At 37.1% G+C, this 16,059-nt stretch carries 14 protein-coding genes; 3 read left to right on the top strand and 11 right to left on the bottom strand.

The window, feature by feature from the left end:
* Positions 1-257 precede the first annotated feature (257 nt).
* From AC2A07_RS07920 to AC2A07_RS07895, 6 genes are read right to left on the bottom strand one after another with little or no spacing between them, the layout of a single operon-like run.
* On the bottom strand, positions 258-932 hold the full coding sequence (locus AC2A07_RS07920; RefSeq protein ID WP_314496602.1) for a response regulator: 675 nt from the start codon (positions 930-932) through the stop codon (positions 258-260).
* A gap of 4 nt (positions 933-936) precedes the next feature.
* Positions 937-2,040: a sensor histidine kinase gene (locus tag AC2A07_RS07915; protein WP_484049955.1), complete on the bottom strand. Its 1,104-nt coding sequence runs from the start codon at positions 2,038-2,040 to the stop codon at positions 937-939.
* 14 nt (positions 2,041-2,054) lie between these two features.
* Positions 2,055-2,501 carry an STM3941 family protein gene (locus AC2A07_RS07910; protein ID WP_484049954.1) on the bottom strand — a complete coding sequence of 149 codons (447 nt, stop codon included), beginning with the start codon at positions 2,499-2,501 and terminating at the stop codon, positions 2,055-2,057.
* Positions 2,502-2,542: 41 nt separating this feature from the next.
* Complete coding sequence (locus tag AC2A07_RS07905) at positions 2,543-5,581, bottom strand: sbcc family protein (RefSeq protein ID WP_484049953.1); 3,039 nt, start codon at positions 5,579-5,581, stop codon at positions 2,543-2,545.
* A 3-nt stretch (positions 5,582-5,584) separates the two neighbouring features.
* Positions 5,585-6,790 carry a metallophosphoesterase family protein gene (locus AC2A07_RS07900; protein ID WP_484049974.1) on the bottom strand — a complete coding sequence of 402 codons (1,206 nt, stop codon included), beginning with the start codon at positions 6,788-6,790 and terminating at the stop codon, positions 5,585-5,587.
* Positions 6,790-6,939 carry a hypothetical protein gene (locus AC2A07_RS07895; RefSeq protein ID WP_314496614.1) on the bottom strand — a complete coding sequence of 50 codons (150 nt, stop codon included), beginning with the start codon at positions 6,937-6,939 and terminating at the stop codon, positions 6,790-6,792. The genes AC2A07_RS07900 and AC2A07_RS07895 overlap by 1 nt, the downstream gene beginning before the upstream one ends.
* A 134-nt stretch (positions 6,940-7,073) precedes the next feature.
* Between AC2A07_RS07895 and AC2A07_RS07890 the strand changes: the two genes are divergently transcribed.
* A complete protein-coding gene (locus AC2A07_RS07890; RefSeq protein ID WP_484049952.1) occupies positions 7,074-7,325 on the top strand; it encodes a VF530 family protein in 252 nt (83 codons plus the stop codon).
* A 112-nt stretch (positions 7,326-7,437) separates the two neighbouring features.
* On the top strand, positions 7,438-7,938 hold the full coding sequence (locus AC2A07_RS07885; RefSeq protein ID WP_314496619.1) for an FKBP-type peptidyl-prolyl cis-trans isomerase: 501 nt from the start codon (positions 7,438-7,440) through the stop codon (positions 7,936-7,938).
* Positions 7,939-8,219: 281 nt separating this feature from the next.
* On the opposite strand, the gene AC2A07_RS07880 is transcribed toward AC2A07_RS07885, so the two are convergent.
* On the bottom strand, positions 8,220-8,597 hold the full coding sequence (locus tag AC2A07_RS07880) for a YchJ family protein (RefSeq protein WP_484049951.1): 378 nt from the start codon (positions 8,595-8,597) through the stop codon (positions 8,220-8,222).
* Positions 8,598-8,837: 240 nt separating this feature from the next.
* Positions 8,838-10,979 (bottom strand): M3 family metallopeptidase, encoded by a 2,142-nt coding sequence (locus AC2A07_RS07875; protein WP_314496623.1) that lies wholly within the window; start codon positions 10,977-10,979, stop codon positions 8,838-8,840.
* A gap of 235 nt (positions 10,980-11,214) precedes the next feature.
* Here AC2A07_RS07875 and AC2A07_RS07870 point away from each other — a divergent pair, with 235 nt between their 5' ends.
* Complete coding sequence (locus AC2A07_RS07870; protein WP_484049950.1) at positions 11,215-12,015, top strand: head GIN domain-containing protein; 801 nt, start codon at positions 11,215-11,217, stop codon at positions 12,013-12,015.
* On the opposite strand, the gene AC2A07_RS07865 is transcribed toward AC2A07_RS07870, so the two are convergent.
* The 3 genes from AC2A07_RS07865 to AC2A07_RS07855 all read right to left on the bottom strand — a co-directional run bounded on the left by AC2A07_RS07865 (position 12,016) and on the right by AC2A07_RS07855 (position 15,948).
* A complete protein-coding gene (locus AC2A07_RS07865; protein WP_484049949.1) occupies positions 12,016-13,902 on the bottom strand; it encodes a monovalent cation:proton antiporter-2 (CPA2) family protein in 1,887 nt (628 codons plus the stop codon). It lies immediately after the preceding gene.
* A 1-nt stretch (position 13,903) separates the two neighbouring features.
* On the bottom strand, positions 13,904-14,425 hold the full coding sequence (locus AC2A07_RS07860; RefSeq protein ID WP_484049948.1) for an NAD(P)H-dependent oxidoreductase: 522 nt from the start codon (positions 14,423-14,425) through the stop codon (positions 13,904-13,906).
* A 134-nt stretch (positions 14,426-14,559) separates the two neighbouring features.
* Complete coding sequence (locus AC2A07_RS07855; protein WP_484049947.1) at positions 14,560-15,948, bottom strand: MAC/perforin domain-containing protein; 1,389 nt, start codon at positions 15,946-15,948, stop codon at positions 14,560-14,562.
* Between the last annotated feature and the right edge of the window lie 111 nt (positions 15,949-16,059).

Genomic DNA, 16,059 nt, shown 5'->3' with positions numbered 1-16,059 from the left:
GCCTGTGTTTTTTCGGTTCCTATATCACAGTTCTGTCATTCTGCAGAATTCTGACACCTCAGATTAAGACGTTGCCGGGATTCCTGTGGAATGGAAAAACAGTATGTTTAATTGTCCTGAGATTGCTTTCTCTACGTGTCAGAACAAACTTTGTTCGCAGTGAATAAAATATTGTAAGAGATTTCCCTCTTTTTTAAAGGATAGTTTTAAGATGACTGATATTTACAAGACCAATGATCATTGAGTAAAATGAAAAATTACTTATTCAAAATCCTCATCACATCTTCTTTATAGGTTTCCCCAACGGGAATGATAAAATCTGAGATATGAATATTTTTGTTGACAATTGTCCGGATATCACTGACAGGAACTATAAAAGAACGGTGAACGCGCACAAATTCTTTTTCAGAGAGTTTTTCGAGAATGCTTTTCATCGAAGAACGGGCGGTAATTTTTGAAGAGTCTTTCAAATGAATCCGGATGTAATCATCCAATCCCTCGATCAGCTGAATATCCTCATAATTGATTTTGTGAAGCTTATAATCGGCACGGATGGAAAGATGCCTTACCTCATCAGCGTCCTGACTGGTTTTTATTTTTTCGACCGCTGTTTTAAATCTTTCAAAAGAGAAAGGTTTGAGAAGGTAATCGACTGCACTGACACTGAAGGCATCCACTGCATATTCAGAATATGCTGTGGTAAAGATTACTTTTGTATTCTGGGAAATGGCTTTATAGAAATCCAGACCATTCCTGGCAGGCATTTCTATATCCAGAAATATCAGATCGACAGGAAATTTGTTGAGGTATTTCTGGGCATCACTCTGTTTATTGAAAATTTTCTCCAGGGATAAGTTTTCAATTTTTTCTGCGTAATTCTCAATGATTTTCAAAGCGAGAATTTCATCATCCAAAGCAATGGCTTTAATCATATTTTCAGTTTAAATTAAGGGTTAAACAGACCTCATAACTACTTTCCGTTTCATGGACTGCAATCGTATGCCGTTCGGGATACACTTGTTTTAACTGTTCAAAGGTGTTTTTTAAACCCACTTTTAAACTTTCCTGGTCCGGGACATTTGTATTGACAACTGTATTGAACACTGTATAGTTCAATATTTTTTCCTGAACAATAATTTTTACTTCTATTTTTGAATCTTCTTCCGCATTGAAACCATATTTAAATGCATTTTCAATAAAATTAATCAGAATAAATGGAGCGATTTTCAGGTTTTTAAGATCTCCTATTTCAGTATATGAAAAATCTAAACTGTTGTCTGTCCTTACCAGCTGCAGGTCTATATAATCTTTGATATATTCTATTTCTTTACTCAGTTCTACAAAATCTTTGCTGCTTTCCTGAACCACGTAACGCATGACGTTGGAAAGTTTCAGAATACCGTCAGGTGCATCATCAGATTTTAACAGAGCGAGTGAATAAATCGAATTGAGAATATTAAACAGAAAATGTGGTTGGAGCTGATATTTTAAATTGAGAAGGTCAGATTTTGCTTTCAGCTTTTCAAGCTCACGCTGTTCATTTGATTTGTAAATAAAAAATGAACTCAGAAATGAAAATAAAAAGGGAAGGATGGAAGTGAAGATTTTTTTTGGCAGAGTATTATCTTTTTTTGCTCCCATCTGTTCGTGTTGAGATCTGTCTTCAGGAAACCCCGGAGGAATATTCCCCCTGAAATTTTCATTTTCCGGAGGTAGACGCATTTCCATTTCATTTTGAGGTTTTCCGTAATTTTTCCCCTGATGATTGGGAACAATTGAAAAAGGAAGAAAGACAACAGTTGCATAGCTGCATACTACTGCAGCAAAAAAGAATATTATTTTTTTTTTGCTGAACAGCCTTGGCAGAAGTACCAGAGAATTCAGATAGAAAAAGCCGATTACTAAAACAAATCTGATAAAATCCCTCTGAAAAGGCTCTGAGTTGAATACTGAAAGAGTTCCGTCAAAGTCCGGTGAAGAGATCACAGGAATTGCGAGCAGAAGTACAATCAGGATGATATTGTTCAGGATTTTTTTCACGGGTAGTATTTGATCTACAGAGGGTCGAATTGATCTTTATAGCTAGTGAGCAAAGCAGCGAGACTGTCTGCAGACATTCCGTAAGTATCAGGAAAAGCACCTGTTTTCCTTTTCAATCCTGAGTACTCCAACAGTTTTTCATCAATGTTAAATGTAACCATTTTAGTGATAAAAATGGATTTGGTTTTAAAACCATTCACTGCCTGCCATGGTATCAGTGTCGTTCTGAAAAGGTTTTTCATTTCAATTCCACGTTCATCTATTTTCAGATAAGAAGAACCGGGAACTATATTGATCACGAAAATAATAAGACAGATCCCAAAAAATAAAATATTGAATACTGCTATCCAAATGCTTTTTTCGATCAGTGAAATTCCCAAACACACAAATCCCGTACTTACGAGAATAAGGATGATGCTTTTTTTTTTTCCGGGTTTCAGAATGACAGGTAAATGCTGCATATTTATTTTTATTCAGTCAAATGTAATAAAAAGATTAAATATTAAACTATTTCGATCAGGCTTCCTTTTTCCTCATCCTTTGTAATATTGAGTGCAACAGGGATTTTTTCTTTCAGTTCTTCAACATGTGAAATGATGCCGACGATCCTGTTTTCTTTCTGAAGATTCATTAATGTTTCAAAAACAATATTAACCGACTCAATATCCTGTGTTCCGAAACCCTCATCAATAAAAAAGAAATTTTTTTCTGCTACCGCATTTGCCTGAACACTTTCTGCCAGAGCCAGAGCCAGGCTCAAAGAAACCTGGAAGGACTGCCCTCCTGAGAGCGTTTTTACACTTCGGCTTCTTCCCTCATTCAGGTAATCAATAATTTCAAAATCGTTGTTTTCATTCAGTTGCAGGCTCAGTTGATTTCTGGTCATGCGGTGGAAACGTACATTGGCGTGATCGCATAACTGACGGAGATAAATGGATGAGATATACTGTACAAAGCCCGCTCCCTTAAAGAGCCCGGTCATGACCTTCAGATTTTCTGCACGTTTCTGCAATTGTGCCAGCTCTTTTAGAAGGTCTTCTTTTTTCTTAAACTCTTTTTCAAGTCTTTCAACTTCAGAACCTGTTTTCACTACAGCATCATTGGCTGTTTTCAATTCATTTTCAAGAACGTTAAATTGGTTTTCAGTAAAAGAATATTTTTCCTCGTCAAAAGAAAAATCTTTCAATTTGTTTTCCAGTTCAGTAATTCCGTTTTTCAGGGTTGCAAACTGAATCCTGAAAGTCTGAATCTGGGTTCTGATTTCCTGTACATTGATGTTCTGCAGTAATATAGCCTGAATATCACTTAACGAACTGAAATTATTTTCAACTAAAGAGTTCGTTATCCTGTTTTCATTATCTGAAATTTCTTTGGTAAGTTCGTTAATTCGACTTTCCAGTTGAGTCAGGAGTGTTTTCTGCTCAGCAAGATTCGGTGAGATTTCTTTTTCCTCCCTGATGAGCTGCTGATAGTTTTGTTCAGTTTCAAGATTAGACTGTGAAAGTTTTTTATGTAGATCCTGTATTTCGCCTATGTCCTTATTTTGAAAATCAGCCCATTGAAGTATTTTTAAACTGGCTTCGTTCGTTTTGATCTGTTCTTCTTTTTTTGCCTCATCCAGTTTAAATTCTTCTAAAGCTTTTTTATATTTTTCAAGATGTTCACGTTCCTGTTCAAAAGCTCTTTGCTGCAGGGTCATCTGGCGGTTTAATTCTTCAATCTGTTTTTCAGTTTCAAAGGATTGTTGACGTTTCTTTTCAAATCCTGCTTCATCTTCAATAGAAAATCCGGACCAGATAAAGTTTTTCTGATGACTTTCAATTCTTGTTGTAAAGGTGCCTAACCGCCCGGTTTCGGTTTTTTGCTGTTCCTCAAAAATCTTTTTCCTGTCAATGATTTTCTCAGTTTCAGCAAATTGTTTTTGTGTTTCATTCAATTGATTCCTGTTGATTTGAATTTTTGCATCCAAATCGGTTAGTTCTGCATGTACATCATCGAATACTATAATATTTGGATGTTCGGGTGAACCACAGAGAGGACAGGATTCTCCATCGTGGAGTTCACCGGCAAAATGGGCTAATTTTTGCTGAACTTCAAGTTGATTTCTTTTTTCTGACAACACCTTAGATTCATTTTCCAATGCCTCTGAACGTGTTTTGAAATCTTCTCTAAAAGTTTCAGCATTAATTCCGGATGAAGTCAAAAGAGCATTGAGGTGCTCAATTTTAGAATGAAAATCTTCAATTTTAACCCGTTGATCTTTTTCAGATTCTTTTAAATTTTTCTGCTCCAAAAACCAGTTTCCGGCACTTATTAAAATATCAGAATCTATTTTTTGGGGTTTTAAACTGTCGATGTTTTTTAAAAGTTCGTCAGATTTTTGCTGAATTAAATTTTGTCCTGCTTCAACTTCCTTTACTTTTTCAGAGCCCTTTTCTGTTCTTACCTTTAATGTTTTTATATCTTCAGAAAACTGAAGCATTTTTATAATAAAATCCAAATCATTTTCCTGGATTTTAGACTGTTCCAAAGCTTCAAATTTTGGAAGAACTGCAGCCAGTTTATTTTTGATATTCTCAGACTGGACTTCTGTTTCCTGTAAAAACCGAGCCTGATTTTCTTTCTTTATATTCTGCTCTGAAATTTCTTTCTGAAGTTTATCTTTTTCAGCCGTAAGGGGAATGAAAATTCTGGAAACTTTATCATACAATTCTGTTTTGAGCTCTGACTGATCTACTTCAGCCTTCTGGCCGGACAGTTTCTCAAAGTCATCTTTTTTCCGTTTCAGTGATTCAAAATCTGTTTTCAGATTTTTAAGCTGCTGATATTTTTCTTCAGTTTCTTTAAACCGTTTTTTTACTTCTTCAAATTTTTGCTGTTCGAGTTTTAAATTCTCTTTATGTACAAGAATCTGTTCTTCATTCACTTCTTCAAAACCTCTGAGTTGGCCTTCCAGGTGATCAAGCTCTGACCTGTTCTTTGTATGTAAAGCCGAGACGTTATTCTGAAGATCAAACCGCTGAAGGCTGAAAATTTCTTTCATCATATTCGTACGGTCAGTTGCTCCCAGTTCCAGAAATTCCTTAAACTGACCTTGGGGAATAATAATGGTGCGTTTGAAATTCGCATAGCTCAGACCGATGATTTTCTCTGTATTTGAATGGTCCAGGGGGATCCACTTTTCCCGGATCCATTCATAGAAGGAAACGGTAGGGGTTTTTACATCTTCGAAGTTTTTGGAATTTCTTCTGAACTCTCTTACTGCGCGGAATTTTTTATTTTCAAAATTGAGAAAATCAAACTCGATGTAGGATTTGTTTGATTTCAGGTTCATCATATTATAAGTCCTTTTGTCTCTTGAGTTGAGACGTTCCGTTTCTCCGTAAAGAGCAAATGAAATAGCCTCCAGAATAGAAGATTTTCCCGAGCCTACCGAACCGAAAATTCCAAAGAGACCGGCTTCTGTAAGTTTTTCAAAATCGATTTTTTGACGTTCCTGATAAGAATATAGGCCTTCAATCGTCAACTGGATAGGAGTCATAGCTTAGTAGTTTTCAATTTCTTTAAATAAATTTATCAGGTCTTCATTAGGTTCCTGTCCGCCGTTTTTAGATTTAAAATAATCACGGAAAAGAGGAAGTGTATCCTGACTGATATTGATTTCCGGCAATTGGTTTTCATTAAAATCGTGATTCTTAACTTTTGGAATCAGATGCACAATTCCGGTATGAGCCTGATAAATCCGTTTTCTTTCTTCAGCTTTCAGAAAAGTTTCACTTTCTATCGTCAGTTCAACAAGTGAATCAGGATTTTCCTGAAGCCATCCGATGGTAGTTTCTACAGAGTCAAATGTTTTTCTGATCAGTGTTTTCCCGCTTTTTAATGCAATTTTATTAAATGAAACATTTTGGCCCGGTTCAGCTTCAATAATAGAAACATATTTGGTCTGTCCGGCTTCACTGAAGCTGTAGCATAAAGGTGATGAAGAATAGACTACAGGCTTTTCAGCAGTTCCGATGTTTTGAAAACCATGCAGGTGGCCCAAAGCAGTGTATTGAATCTGATGCGGAATCGTGTCTGACCAGATTAAATCCGCATTTCCAATCTTAATAGGTTTTTCACCTTCAGGCTCTTCGAGGATTGGAGCCCCGTTTTTGTTCATATAAAGGTGAGCCGTTAAAAGGTTAACTCCGTTATCATCACAAAATTCATCTGCAGTCTGTTTCCAGTTTTCTCTCAGAACACTGTTGAGCTCTTCCTCCCTGTTTTCTCCCAAATATTCTTTTAAACGGACTTCATTCGCATAGGGCGTATGCAGAATCCTGAGAGGGAAAGTTATATTTTTAAATTCCATTTCAATAAAACCTTCTGCACTCTTGGAAATTCTAAAATGCTCCAGCTCAAAAGGAGTAATGACTGCCTTTGGATGACCAATCAGAATAATTCCGCATTCCCTTGCCAGCGGATCTGGTGCATCAATCAGATTTGGAGAATCATGATTGCCTGAAATAGCGATTACAGGACGTTTCCCCTGTGATGATAAACGCTTCAGGGTTTTATAAAAAAGTTCTGCTGCGTCAACTCCAGGATTGAAATTATCAAATAAATCTCCGGCAATCAATACCAGATCAACGTTTTCACGATCAGCAATTTCAGTGATTTCGTTCATGACCAGGACCTGTTCTTCAAGCCTTGAAAAACGGTCCAGGCGTTTACCCAGATGCCAGTCTGCGGTGTGGAGGATTTTTATCATTGATTATCGGCTTCTTTTGCTTTAAAATCCTCTCGGATCTGTTTTAGACGTGCTTTCCTTTCTGCTTCAGCATTTTGAAGCCTGCGTTTTTTCTGAGTGATTTTATCTTTGTTTTTTTTTCTGTTTGCTTCGTTATTCTTGCTCATATTGATTTTCGTAATGAGTAATTTTTGAAAGATGATCTGTACTGAAATAAATACCTTCATCAAAAATACTAAACATTAAGAGTTTAAACAATTTTAGCCGTTAAGTCTGATAAAATATTTAATTTTACGGTGCTATGGAAGAAAAATCAAAAGATCCGCTTCACGGAAAGCGTTTGGATGCCATTCTTGAAGAACTGGTGGACTATTATCAGGGCTTTGAGAAACTGGGAGAGCAGATCAATATCAAATGTTTTACAGATAACCCGAGTATCAATTCTTCTCTGAAATTTTTACGGAAAACAGATTGGGCGAGAACTAAGGTGGAAAGCCTGTATCTGTATGTCTTGAGGCAGAAGAAAAAAAACGAAGCAAAAAACAGAAATTAGAAAATTGTTTTTGAGGAAACTTTCATCAATAAAACTTCCTCCATTTATGATTTCAAAAACAGTATATTTGTGCTGATATTCGTGAAAAGCATCACGAAAAAAAAGAAAAAATATGACAATCGAAAACAATCATGTTGTAGCTGTAAGTTACATACTTCACACAATCGAAGAGGATGGAAGTAAGATTCTTGTAGAAGAAACGACCGCAGAAAATCCACTTACATTCTTATACGGTTTGGGAATGATGATTCCAAAATTTGAACAAAATATCCTTGGACTGAAAGCCGGTGATAAAGCCGCTTTTGTAATTCAGCCCGAAGAGGCTTACGGTGAAAAAGATCCCGAAGCAATCGCTCAGCTGCCGATTGATATGTTCAAGGAAGCAGGAACTCCACCTTTGGGAGCTATCTTGCCTTTATCTGATAACGAAGGCAACAATTTTCAGGCATTTGTGGTAGAAGTTACCCCTGAAGTTGTCATTGCAGACCTTAACCATCCAATGGCAGGTAAAGTTTTGGATTTCCAGGTGGAAATTGTAAGCACACGTCCTGCGACTGAAGAAGAATTGTCTCACGGTCACGCTCATGGAATTGACGGAAACGAAGCTCATTAAGAGTTTTTTTAAAATAAAAACGAGAATGTTCAGCAGAAATGTTGAACATTTTTTTTAACACCTATGTCACATAAGTTTTAGTTTAAAAACGCAAAAAGTATTTGAGAAACGTGAGATTTGAAAATCGAAGATTTTCATCGTATGCTTACAGTAAGAATATACGATAATGCAAAAACTCACGTTAAAAATCTTTGATTTTTCTCTAATGTGTTCTGAAATATTTTCAAAACCAAGAAAAATCTTTTTGACTTATGTGATAGAAGTTTTTGTGATTAAATAAGTCAATCTAAAAACTCACCACTTACGTAATACCAACGATTCTGAATCATTTTGAATGTTGATAATTCGTGATGAATTTGTTTTTGTCCGTCTTCATCAATATAATAAGCTTTAAATTCCACTTTATTCATCGATGGTTTACTTAAAATTTCCAATTTCGTCCATTGATTGATTTCTCCCCATTCCTGCAGATCTTTTGTATTGTGAAATTTTCTCTTGCCGGGAGAAGTTGTATCCATTAGATATTTTCCGTCCGGAATGGCGAATGCAGAAAACCTTGAACGCATCAAAGCTTCCGCAGTAGGTGCAAGTTTTTCCTGTGTGTGGTAAGGTTTACAGCATTCTTCGTAGGTTTTTCCGGAACAGCAGGGACAGGTCATTTTTTTTTGATTTTATTTAAACACAAATTTACACGAATTTCACAAAGCTAAATCTCCCGCTGATTTTACGGATTATGCAGATTTAAATTGTATGATTTTGAAAACGTTTGTGTTAGTTACGTTAAAATTTCTCCCACAGATTGCACAGATTTTCATAGATTCTATGAAAAATCTGCGAGAGATAAATTCCTACAATTTGTTCTAATAAAAAAAGCATCCAAAAAATGAATGCTTAAAAAATTATTTAATAAATCCTCTGTTTCTCAACAACGGCTTAATATCCGGATCGTGTCCTGTGAAATCCCGGAATGCCTGATTCAGGTCGACAGAATTTCCTACCGAAAGAATGTGTTTTCTGAAACGGTCACCGTTTTCTCTCGTCAGTCCGCCGTTTTTCATGATCCATTCCCAGGCGTCACTGTCTAAAGTTTCAGACCATAAATAGGCATAATATCCTGCTGAGTAACCTCCGCCCCAGATATGGGCAAAGTAAGGGGTGTGGTATCTGGGCGGCACCGTTGACAGCGTAAATCCGTGGTTGGTTAAAGATTGTTTTTCAAAATCTAAAACCGGCAATAACTGATTTTCACCGGTCACTGAATGCCAGTCCATATCAAGCGCTGCTGCAGAAACCAATTCCGTGGTCATATACCCCTGATTGAAAGTAGCTGCTTTTTTAATCTTATCTACCAATGCCTGTGGAATCGGCTGCTTTGTTTCGTAATGAATGGCGTAATTTTTCAAAACTACCGGATCTAAAGCCCAGTGTTCATTGATCTGAGATGGAAATTCAACAAAATCTCTGGGAACATTGGTTCCTGATAATGAAGGATATTTCTGGTTGGCAAACATTCCATGGATAGAATGTCCGAATTCGTGGAAAATCGTCGTCACATCATCATAGCTGATCAGTGAAGGTTTTCCCGGAGCAGGTTTCTGATAGTTGTAACAGTTGACAATCACCGGCTTTGTCCCTAAAAGGTAAGACTGTTCAACGAAATTACTCATCCATGCTCCCCCGTTTTTAGAATCTCTTGTATAGAAATCCAGATAATAAATGGCAAGAGATTTTCCGTCATGGTCAAAAACTTCGTAAGTCACCACGTCAGGATGGTATACCGGAAGATCTGTTCTTTTTTTGAAAGTCAGTCCGTAAAATTTTTCAGCTGCAAAGAAAACACCCTTTTCCAGAACGGTCGTGATTTCAAAATAGGGTTTGATCTGGTTTTCATCTAAATCAAATTTAGCTTTTCTTACCTGCTCGGCATAGAAATTCCAGTCCCATGGTTCTAATTTAAATCCTCCTTTCTGCTGGTCAATCAGATCCTGAATATCTTTTGCTTCACGTCTCGCTGTTTCTACTGCAGGGGTTGCCAATTGATTCATTAGTTTCACGGCTGCATCAGGTGTTTTGGCCATCTGATCCTGTAATTTCCACTCTGCGAAACTTTTCTTACCTAAGACCTGTGCTTTTTTAAGCCTTAATTTCGCAAGTTTTTCAATGGTTTCCCTGGTATCGCTGTTTCCACCTTTTTCAGCTCTCATCCATGAGGCTTTGAAAACTTTTTCACGGGTCGCTCTGTTGGTTAGATTTTGCAATACGGGTTGCTGAGTGGTGTTTTGAAGGGCCAACAGATATTTACCATCCTGGCCTGCATTTTTTGCGTCTGATGCAGCTGCTGCGATTTCGTCAGCTGAAAGACCGTCAAGTTCCTTTACGTTGTCAATGATGATCCCTCCTGCCTTTCTTGCCTCAAGCAGTTTGTTGGAATACTGGGTTGAAAGTGAAGCCATTTCCTGATTGATCTGTTTCAGTTTTTCTTTATCTGCAGCGGAAAGATTGGCTCCGGCAATTTCAAAATTCTGTTTGTAAAACTGAAGCAGCCGTTTACTTTCAGAATCGAGGCCGTTATCAGAAACTGCCTGTATTCTTTTATACAAATTTTCATTCAGATACATTTTATCAGAATGGGCTGCGAAAACCGGAGCGAATTCTTCATCCAATGCCTGTAGAGTAGGGTTTGTATTGGCACTTGTAAGGTTTGAGAATACAGTGACTGCTCTTTTCAGTACTTCACCACTTTTTTCCAGGGCAACAATCGTATTTTCAAAAGTTGCTGCTTCAGGATTGTTTGCGATTTTCAGAATTTCAGCGTCATGCTGCTTCAAACCAAATTCAAAAGCAGGCTTGAAATGTTCATTTTTGATTTTATCAAATTCCGGAGCTTCATACTGAAGCTTGCTTTTTTTCATAAAAGGATTCGACGAAAGTGATGAATCCGGTACAGGTATTTCCTGTTTCATATCGTTTGTTTTCATTGTGGTACACGAATAATTGAATGCCAAAGCAGAAATTAACAATACTGATGAAATGTTTTTCATAGATGACTTATATTAAACCCTAAAGATATTAAAAAGTAATTTGTTTAGTACCCGACAAAAAAGTTCTTTTTAGAGTGTATCGGATCATTAAAGTCCTGTATTGAAAATATAAGTTCATTAATAATTACTAAGTTATTACCCCTTATCCCATTGTAAATAATTACCTTAGGATGTAATATTTTTTATATTTTAGCTGTTATTAACAGTATACGAACAAAATTTATTAAAAATGACCATGAAATATTCTACCCTCTTACTTTTTTCCGGACTGATCAGTTTTTCTGCCTGCAATGACAAAACAGAAAAATCAAAATGGCTTCCGGATATTTCCAATAAAGAACACGGACCTCTGAAACAGAAGGAATTTAACGGAGATTTTGATGAAATCGAAGTTTCTCAGGCTATTGAAGCTGAGATTATTAAATCAGATATCGAAAAGGTGGTCATCTCGGCACCCTCCAATATTATTGATGAGGTCCTGGTAGAAAGGCGTGGCGGAAAAGTCCACATCCACTACAAAACCGGAATCAGGGTGATGAATACCAACAGGGTAACTGCAAAGATTTATGCTAAAGATTTTGTGAAACTGATTGCCAATTCTGCAGCAAGCATTACCGTAAAAGACAAATTTACTCAGGAAAAAACAGAAGTGGAGGCTTCAAGTGCAGCAAGCATTACCGGACATCTGGAAGCCAATAACTTAGAGATATCTGTTGACAGCAGCAGTAGTTTTGACGGGAAAATATGGGCCGTAGACCTGGATGTAGATGCATCTTCAGCGGCAAGCATTTCTATTTCCGGAAAATCTAAAAATGCTGAAATGAGCTCTTCGTCAGGAAGCAGCATCAATGGGAGAGAGGTTATTGTAGATAACCTTAAGGCAGACGCTTCAAGTGGGGCAAGCCTTGAGATCAGTGCCAGCTCAACTGTGGATGCAGAAGCCTCTTCAGGCGGAAGTGTTACTGTTTATAAAAAAGGAAATGTGACAACTGTGAAAAAAGAAGAGAATAGCGGTGGAAGTGTTTCTGTGCAATAATCATTTCCTGTTTTCTTCATCCTCTTCCTCAGCAGATGAAGAAGAGCCCTCCCAATTTTTACCGTCAAAGTTAAGATTGTCATAAGCCAACAGCTCCTCCTCTCTCTGGAGGAGTTCTTTTGTGGTAAACAGCCGTATTTCATCATCATGTTCAGCTTTTGCCAGTTTTCGGATTGAGGCTTTATCGATTGACATGAATCTCTGTCCCAGGCGGCGCGCAGCATATTTCCGCATACCTGTTTCATGAAGAACATCTACAGCCATATCAACGGCAGTCCCCAACGTTTCACGGTAAATATTATCAATCCCATTATTCAGGTAAGAATAGGCGTCTATCCTGTTTTTTGCCCTTACAAAAATTTTCACATCAGGATAATATTCACTCACGAGTTCTGCAATGAATTTATTATCTCCCGAATTGTCAAGACAGAGCACGAGGATCTCAGCATCTTCAATTCCGGCCGCTCTCAGAACGGGAATTCGGGTTGCATCGCCGTAATAAACTTTAAAGCCGTAGCCTCTCAATAATTTTACACGGTCAGAATCTCTGTCCAGAACAGTGGCTGAAATCTTATTGGCTTTGAGCAGCCTGCCTACTGTACTTCCGAAATGGCCAAAACCAACAATGATAATTTTCTTCTGTGCAATATTGTTTTCGAGAATGTTAAAATCGCTTTTCTCTTCAGGAATTCCTTTAATGAATCTGGGGGTAATCAGCCGGTCGTTGATGATCAGTAAGAAAGGAGTAATACACATGGTGATAGCAGTAACGGCCATCATCTGGGCATTTAATTCCTCACCGAAAAGATAAAGATCCGAGCCGTAGTTGATGAGTACAAATGCAAACTCCCCGACCTGAGAAAGAGCAAAGGCATAGAAAAGGCTCTGCGGATTATCCATTTTGAAAAATTTACCAATAGAAAATAAAACAATAAATTTAACGGATAAGACGGCAAAAACCGTTGAGAAAATAAATAACGGATCATCTGCAATAACATTAAAGTTCATCGTAGATCCTACACTCACAAAAAATACGGCAAGAAGAAGTCCTTTGAAGGGGTCAATCTGTGCTTCCAGTTCATGCCGGAATTCACTGTTGGCCAGCATGACTCCCGCAAGGAAAGCCCCTAATGCAGGTGAAAGCCCAATCGATACCATCAGTTCAGATACACCGATCACCAGGAAAAGGGAAGAGGCAGTTAATAATTCGGTCATTCCTGCCTTTGAAACATATCTTAAAAAGGGAACGAATACATATCTTCCCAATAGAATCAGGATCACAACGCCCATGATAACCGTTCCGGCCTGCAGCCATTCCGGAAGTTTCTGAATCAGAACCTGCACTTCGTTTTCACTGTGCTTTACTTTAGAGTGGGCAAGCAATGGTAAAACTGCAAGGATAGGAATTACTGCGATATCCTGAAATAAAAGGGTAGAAAATGATGCTTCACCTGCTACGGTTTTAAAACTGTTTTTTTCCTGCAAAGTCTGAAGAACGATTGCAGTAGATGAAAGAGCAAAACACATGGCAATGGCTATTGCCTTATCCGTTTTCCAGCCGACAGCAATGAAGATGAGAAAGAGAAGGGAGATTGTTAGCACCATTTGGGTAAGCCCGAGTCCGAGAATTTTTTTTCTCATTTCCCAGAATTTTCTGGGCTCTAATTCCAGGCCTACCAGAAATAAAAGCATGATCACTCCAAATTCACTGGCATGCATAATATCGTTGACATCATTTCCCGTCAGTTTCAGAACATAAGGGCCAATGATAATTCCGCCTAAAATATAGCCGATTACAGAACTTAAACCCAGCTTTCTTGCCAGCGGAACCATAATAATGGCAACGCCCAGAAAAAGCAGGGTGTTCATCGCTAAAGTTGATTCCATTTTATTGATCTAAAAGTTTTACAAATTTCTGTTTCTGCAGAATAATTTCTTTTTTTGATAATTTATTCGCTTCATAAACGATGACGATATCTTTCACCTGTGCTCTGAAAACTTTTAAAGAAACAATCAGTCCGCTGATGAGCTCATCAACCGTATACTGATAAGTGCCTTCTTTGCTGAATGACCTTTCTTTACCTCCGGTTGTTACTACAATGTAGACTTCTTTGCCTTCCAAAGGATTTTCTTCTCCCTCGTTAAGCCAGTTTCTGTCAAAGACTTCATCAATCCAGAGCCGCAGCAATGGTGGCATCCCAAACCATATGATAGGAAACTGAAATATAAAACGTTCATAATTCTGCAGTCTTTTCCGTTCACGGAATGCTGCAATATGAAAATCGGGATATTCTTCATAAAGATCCCGTAAGGTAAAATGCTGATGACGGACATAGAAATTGATTAACTCTACATTCGAGTTTGAGTGTTCCAGATAAGGATGGGCAAAAACTACCAGCGTTTTCTTCATAAAATCTGTTTTGAGTAAATATAATGAAAATATTTCATGCATTTGAGTTTTGAATCTGCCAAGCTTAACTATAATAAAAAAAACAGACTGGAATTATTTACAATTCCAGTCTGTTTTTTTTTAATTTTTTTTATTTATAAAGCATAAAAAGGAATTCCTTCGTATGTATAATTAGCATAATTTTGCTGCGAAGTTGTGTAAAAGTGATCTCCTTTTTTTCGTCCATAATACTGATAAATAGGACGGCTTCCATTTGATTGTGAAGGATAGGCGTAAAATTCTATTCCCTCTGCACTGTATCCGGAAGGTGCTCCCGGAGAAGTTGAATAATAATGATCCGTACCGTTCCAATATCTGTATACAGGCACTGAACCAGGAGCTTTGTAATTGTAAGCTAAAAATGCTACCCCTTCATATCCATATCCTGAACCGCTAAATGATCCCGTATCTTTTGTGTAAAAATGATCCGTTGTACTGTTATTATAATATCTGTGTATCTGGATTGGTACAAATTCCATCTGTACCTGGTTATCTATTAAGTACTGATCGATGTAAGCTTTCAGGGATGCTTTCTTAATTGGGTCTTCTACTAAGTCATATAATTTAACAACACCATGTTCTGCTATATCAACAAAAACAGAATTTTGAGGAGTACAGGAGTTTTGCCAATTGGCAATACTGACAGTTGGGTTGGACTGGTCAAGACTTAAAGTGCCGAGTAATTGCTGCGTAGCATCACCTCCGTATGATTTATAATATAAGGTTCTATTAAAGTTTTTAGATGATGAAGATGTATCGGAATTATTATTGACATTGATATTGAAGATATTTCCTACCGCAACTTTTACACCTACCTGAGATGCATTTGTTCTATTTTCATTTGATGTTTCTGATCTGAACATCACATCCAGTTTCCCTCCGGTGTAAATGTCTGTAAGTACATGTGTACCATAAGTTTCAACAATTTGTTGAGGAGTAAACGTTTGTATGTCTTGAACAAATTGCGGTTTTAGATAATTTTTTAATTCCGTAGCAGGAATTGTAAATTTATATCTCCTTTGTTTGATCAATAGATGGTAGCTTCCATAGATGTACTTACCGTCAAATTTATTTGTTTGTGTAAGTGAACCATTAAAAGAAGCCGTAATTGACTGTTTGAATAGAGAAAATGTTCCTCCTAAATCAAGTTTTGTTGTCACACTTTTTGAATACTCATACGCATTTTCTCCATAATTTTCTTTGTACTCCTGCGTAGAGGTCTGTTGTGTTTCGATAGCGTTTGTCAACTGATAGACATCTACAACCTGGTTACCAGCTGAACTTTCTACTGCAAAACTTTTTGTAACATTATATCCGGAGCCTAAAAAAGTATATTCAGGAGTGTATTTTGCTGATAGATTTTCATTTTCCGATTTTCTTAAATTTGTACTTTCAGTGATGTCTTCAACAGTATCATTGGTGCCGCATGATAGCACTCCTAAAAAGAGCATTGCAAAAGATGCAAGCTTTAAAGATTTTTTCATAAAAATTATTTTGTTTTAAATTCAATTCAAAACTATTTAAATGTTAACGAAAAAAAAACTTGTGTAATTTTTATTTTTTTATATCACACTAGTGTGTGTAAAAATTAATAT

Source organism: Chryseobacterium sp. HNCC26DJ238 (genome assembly GCF_057180465.1).
This window is presented reverse-complemented; position numbering and strand designations above follow the sequence as displayed.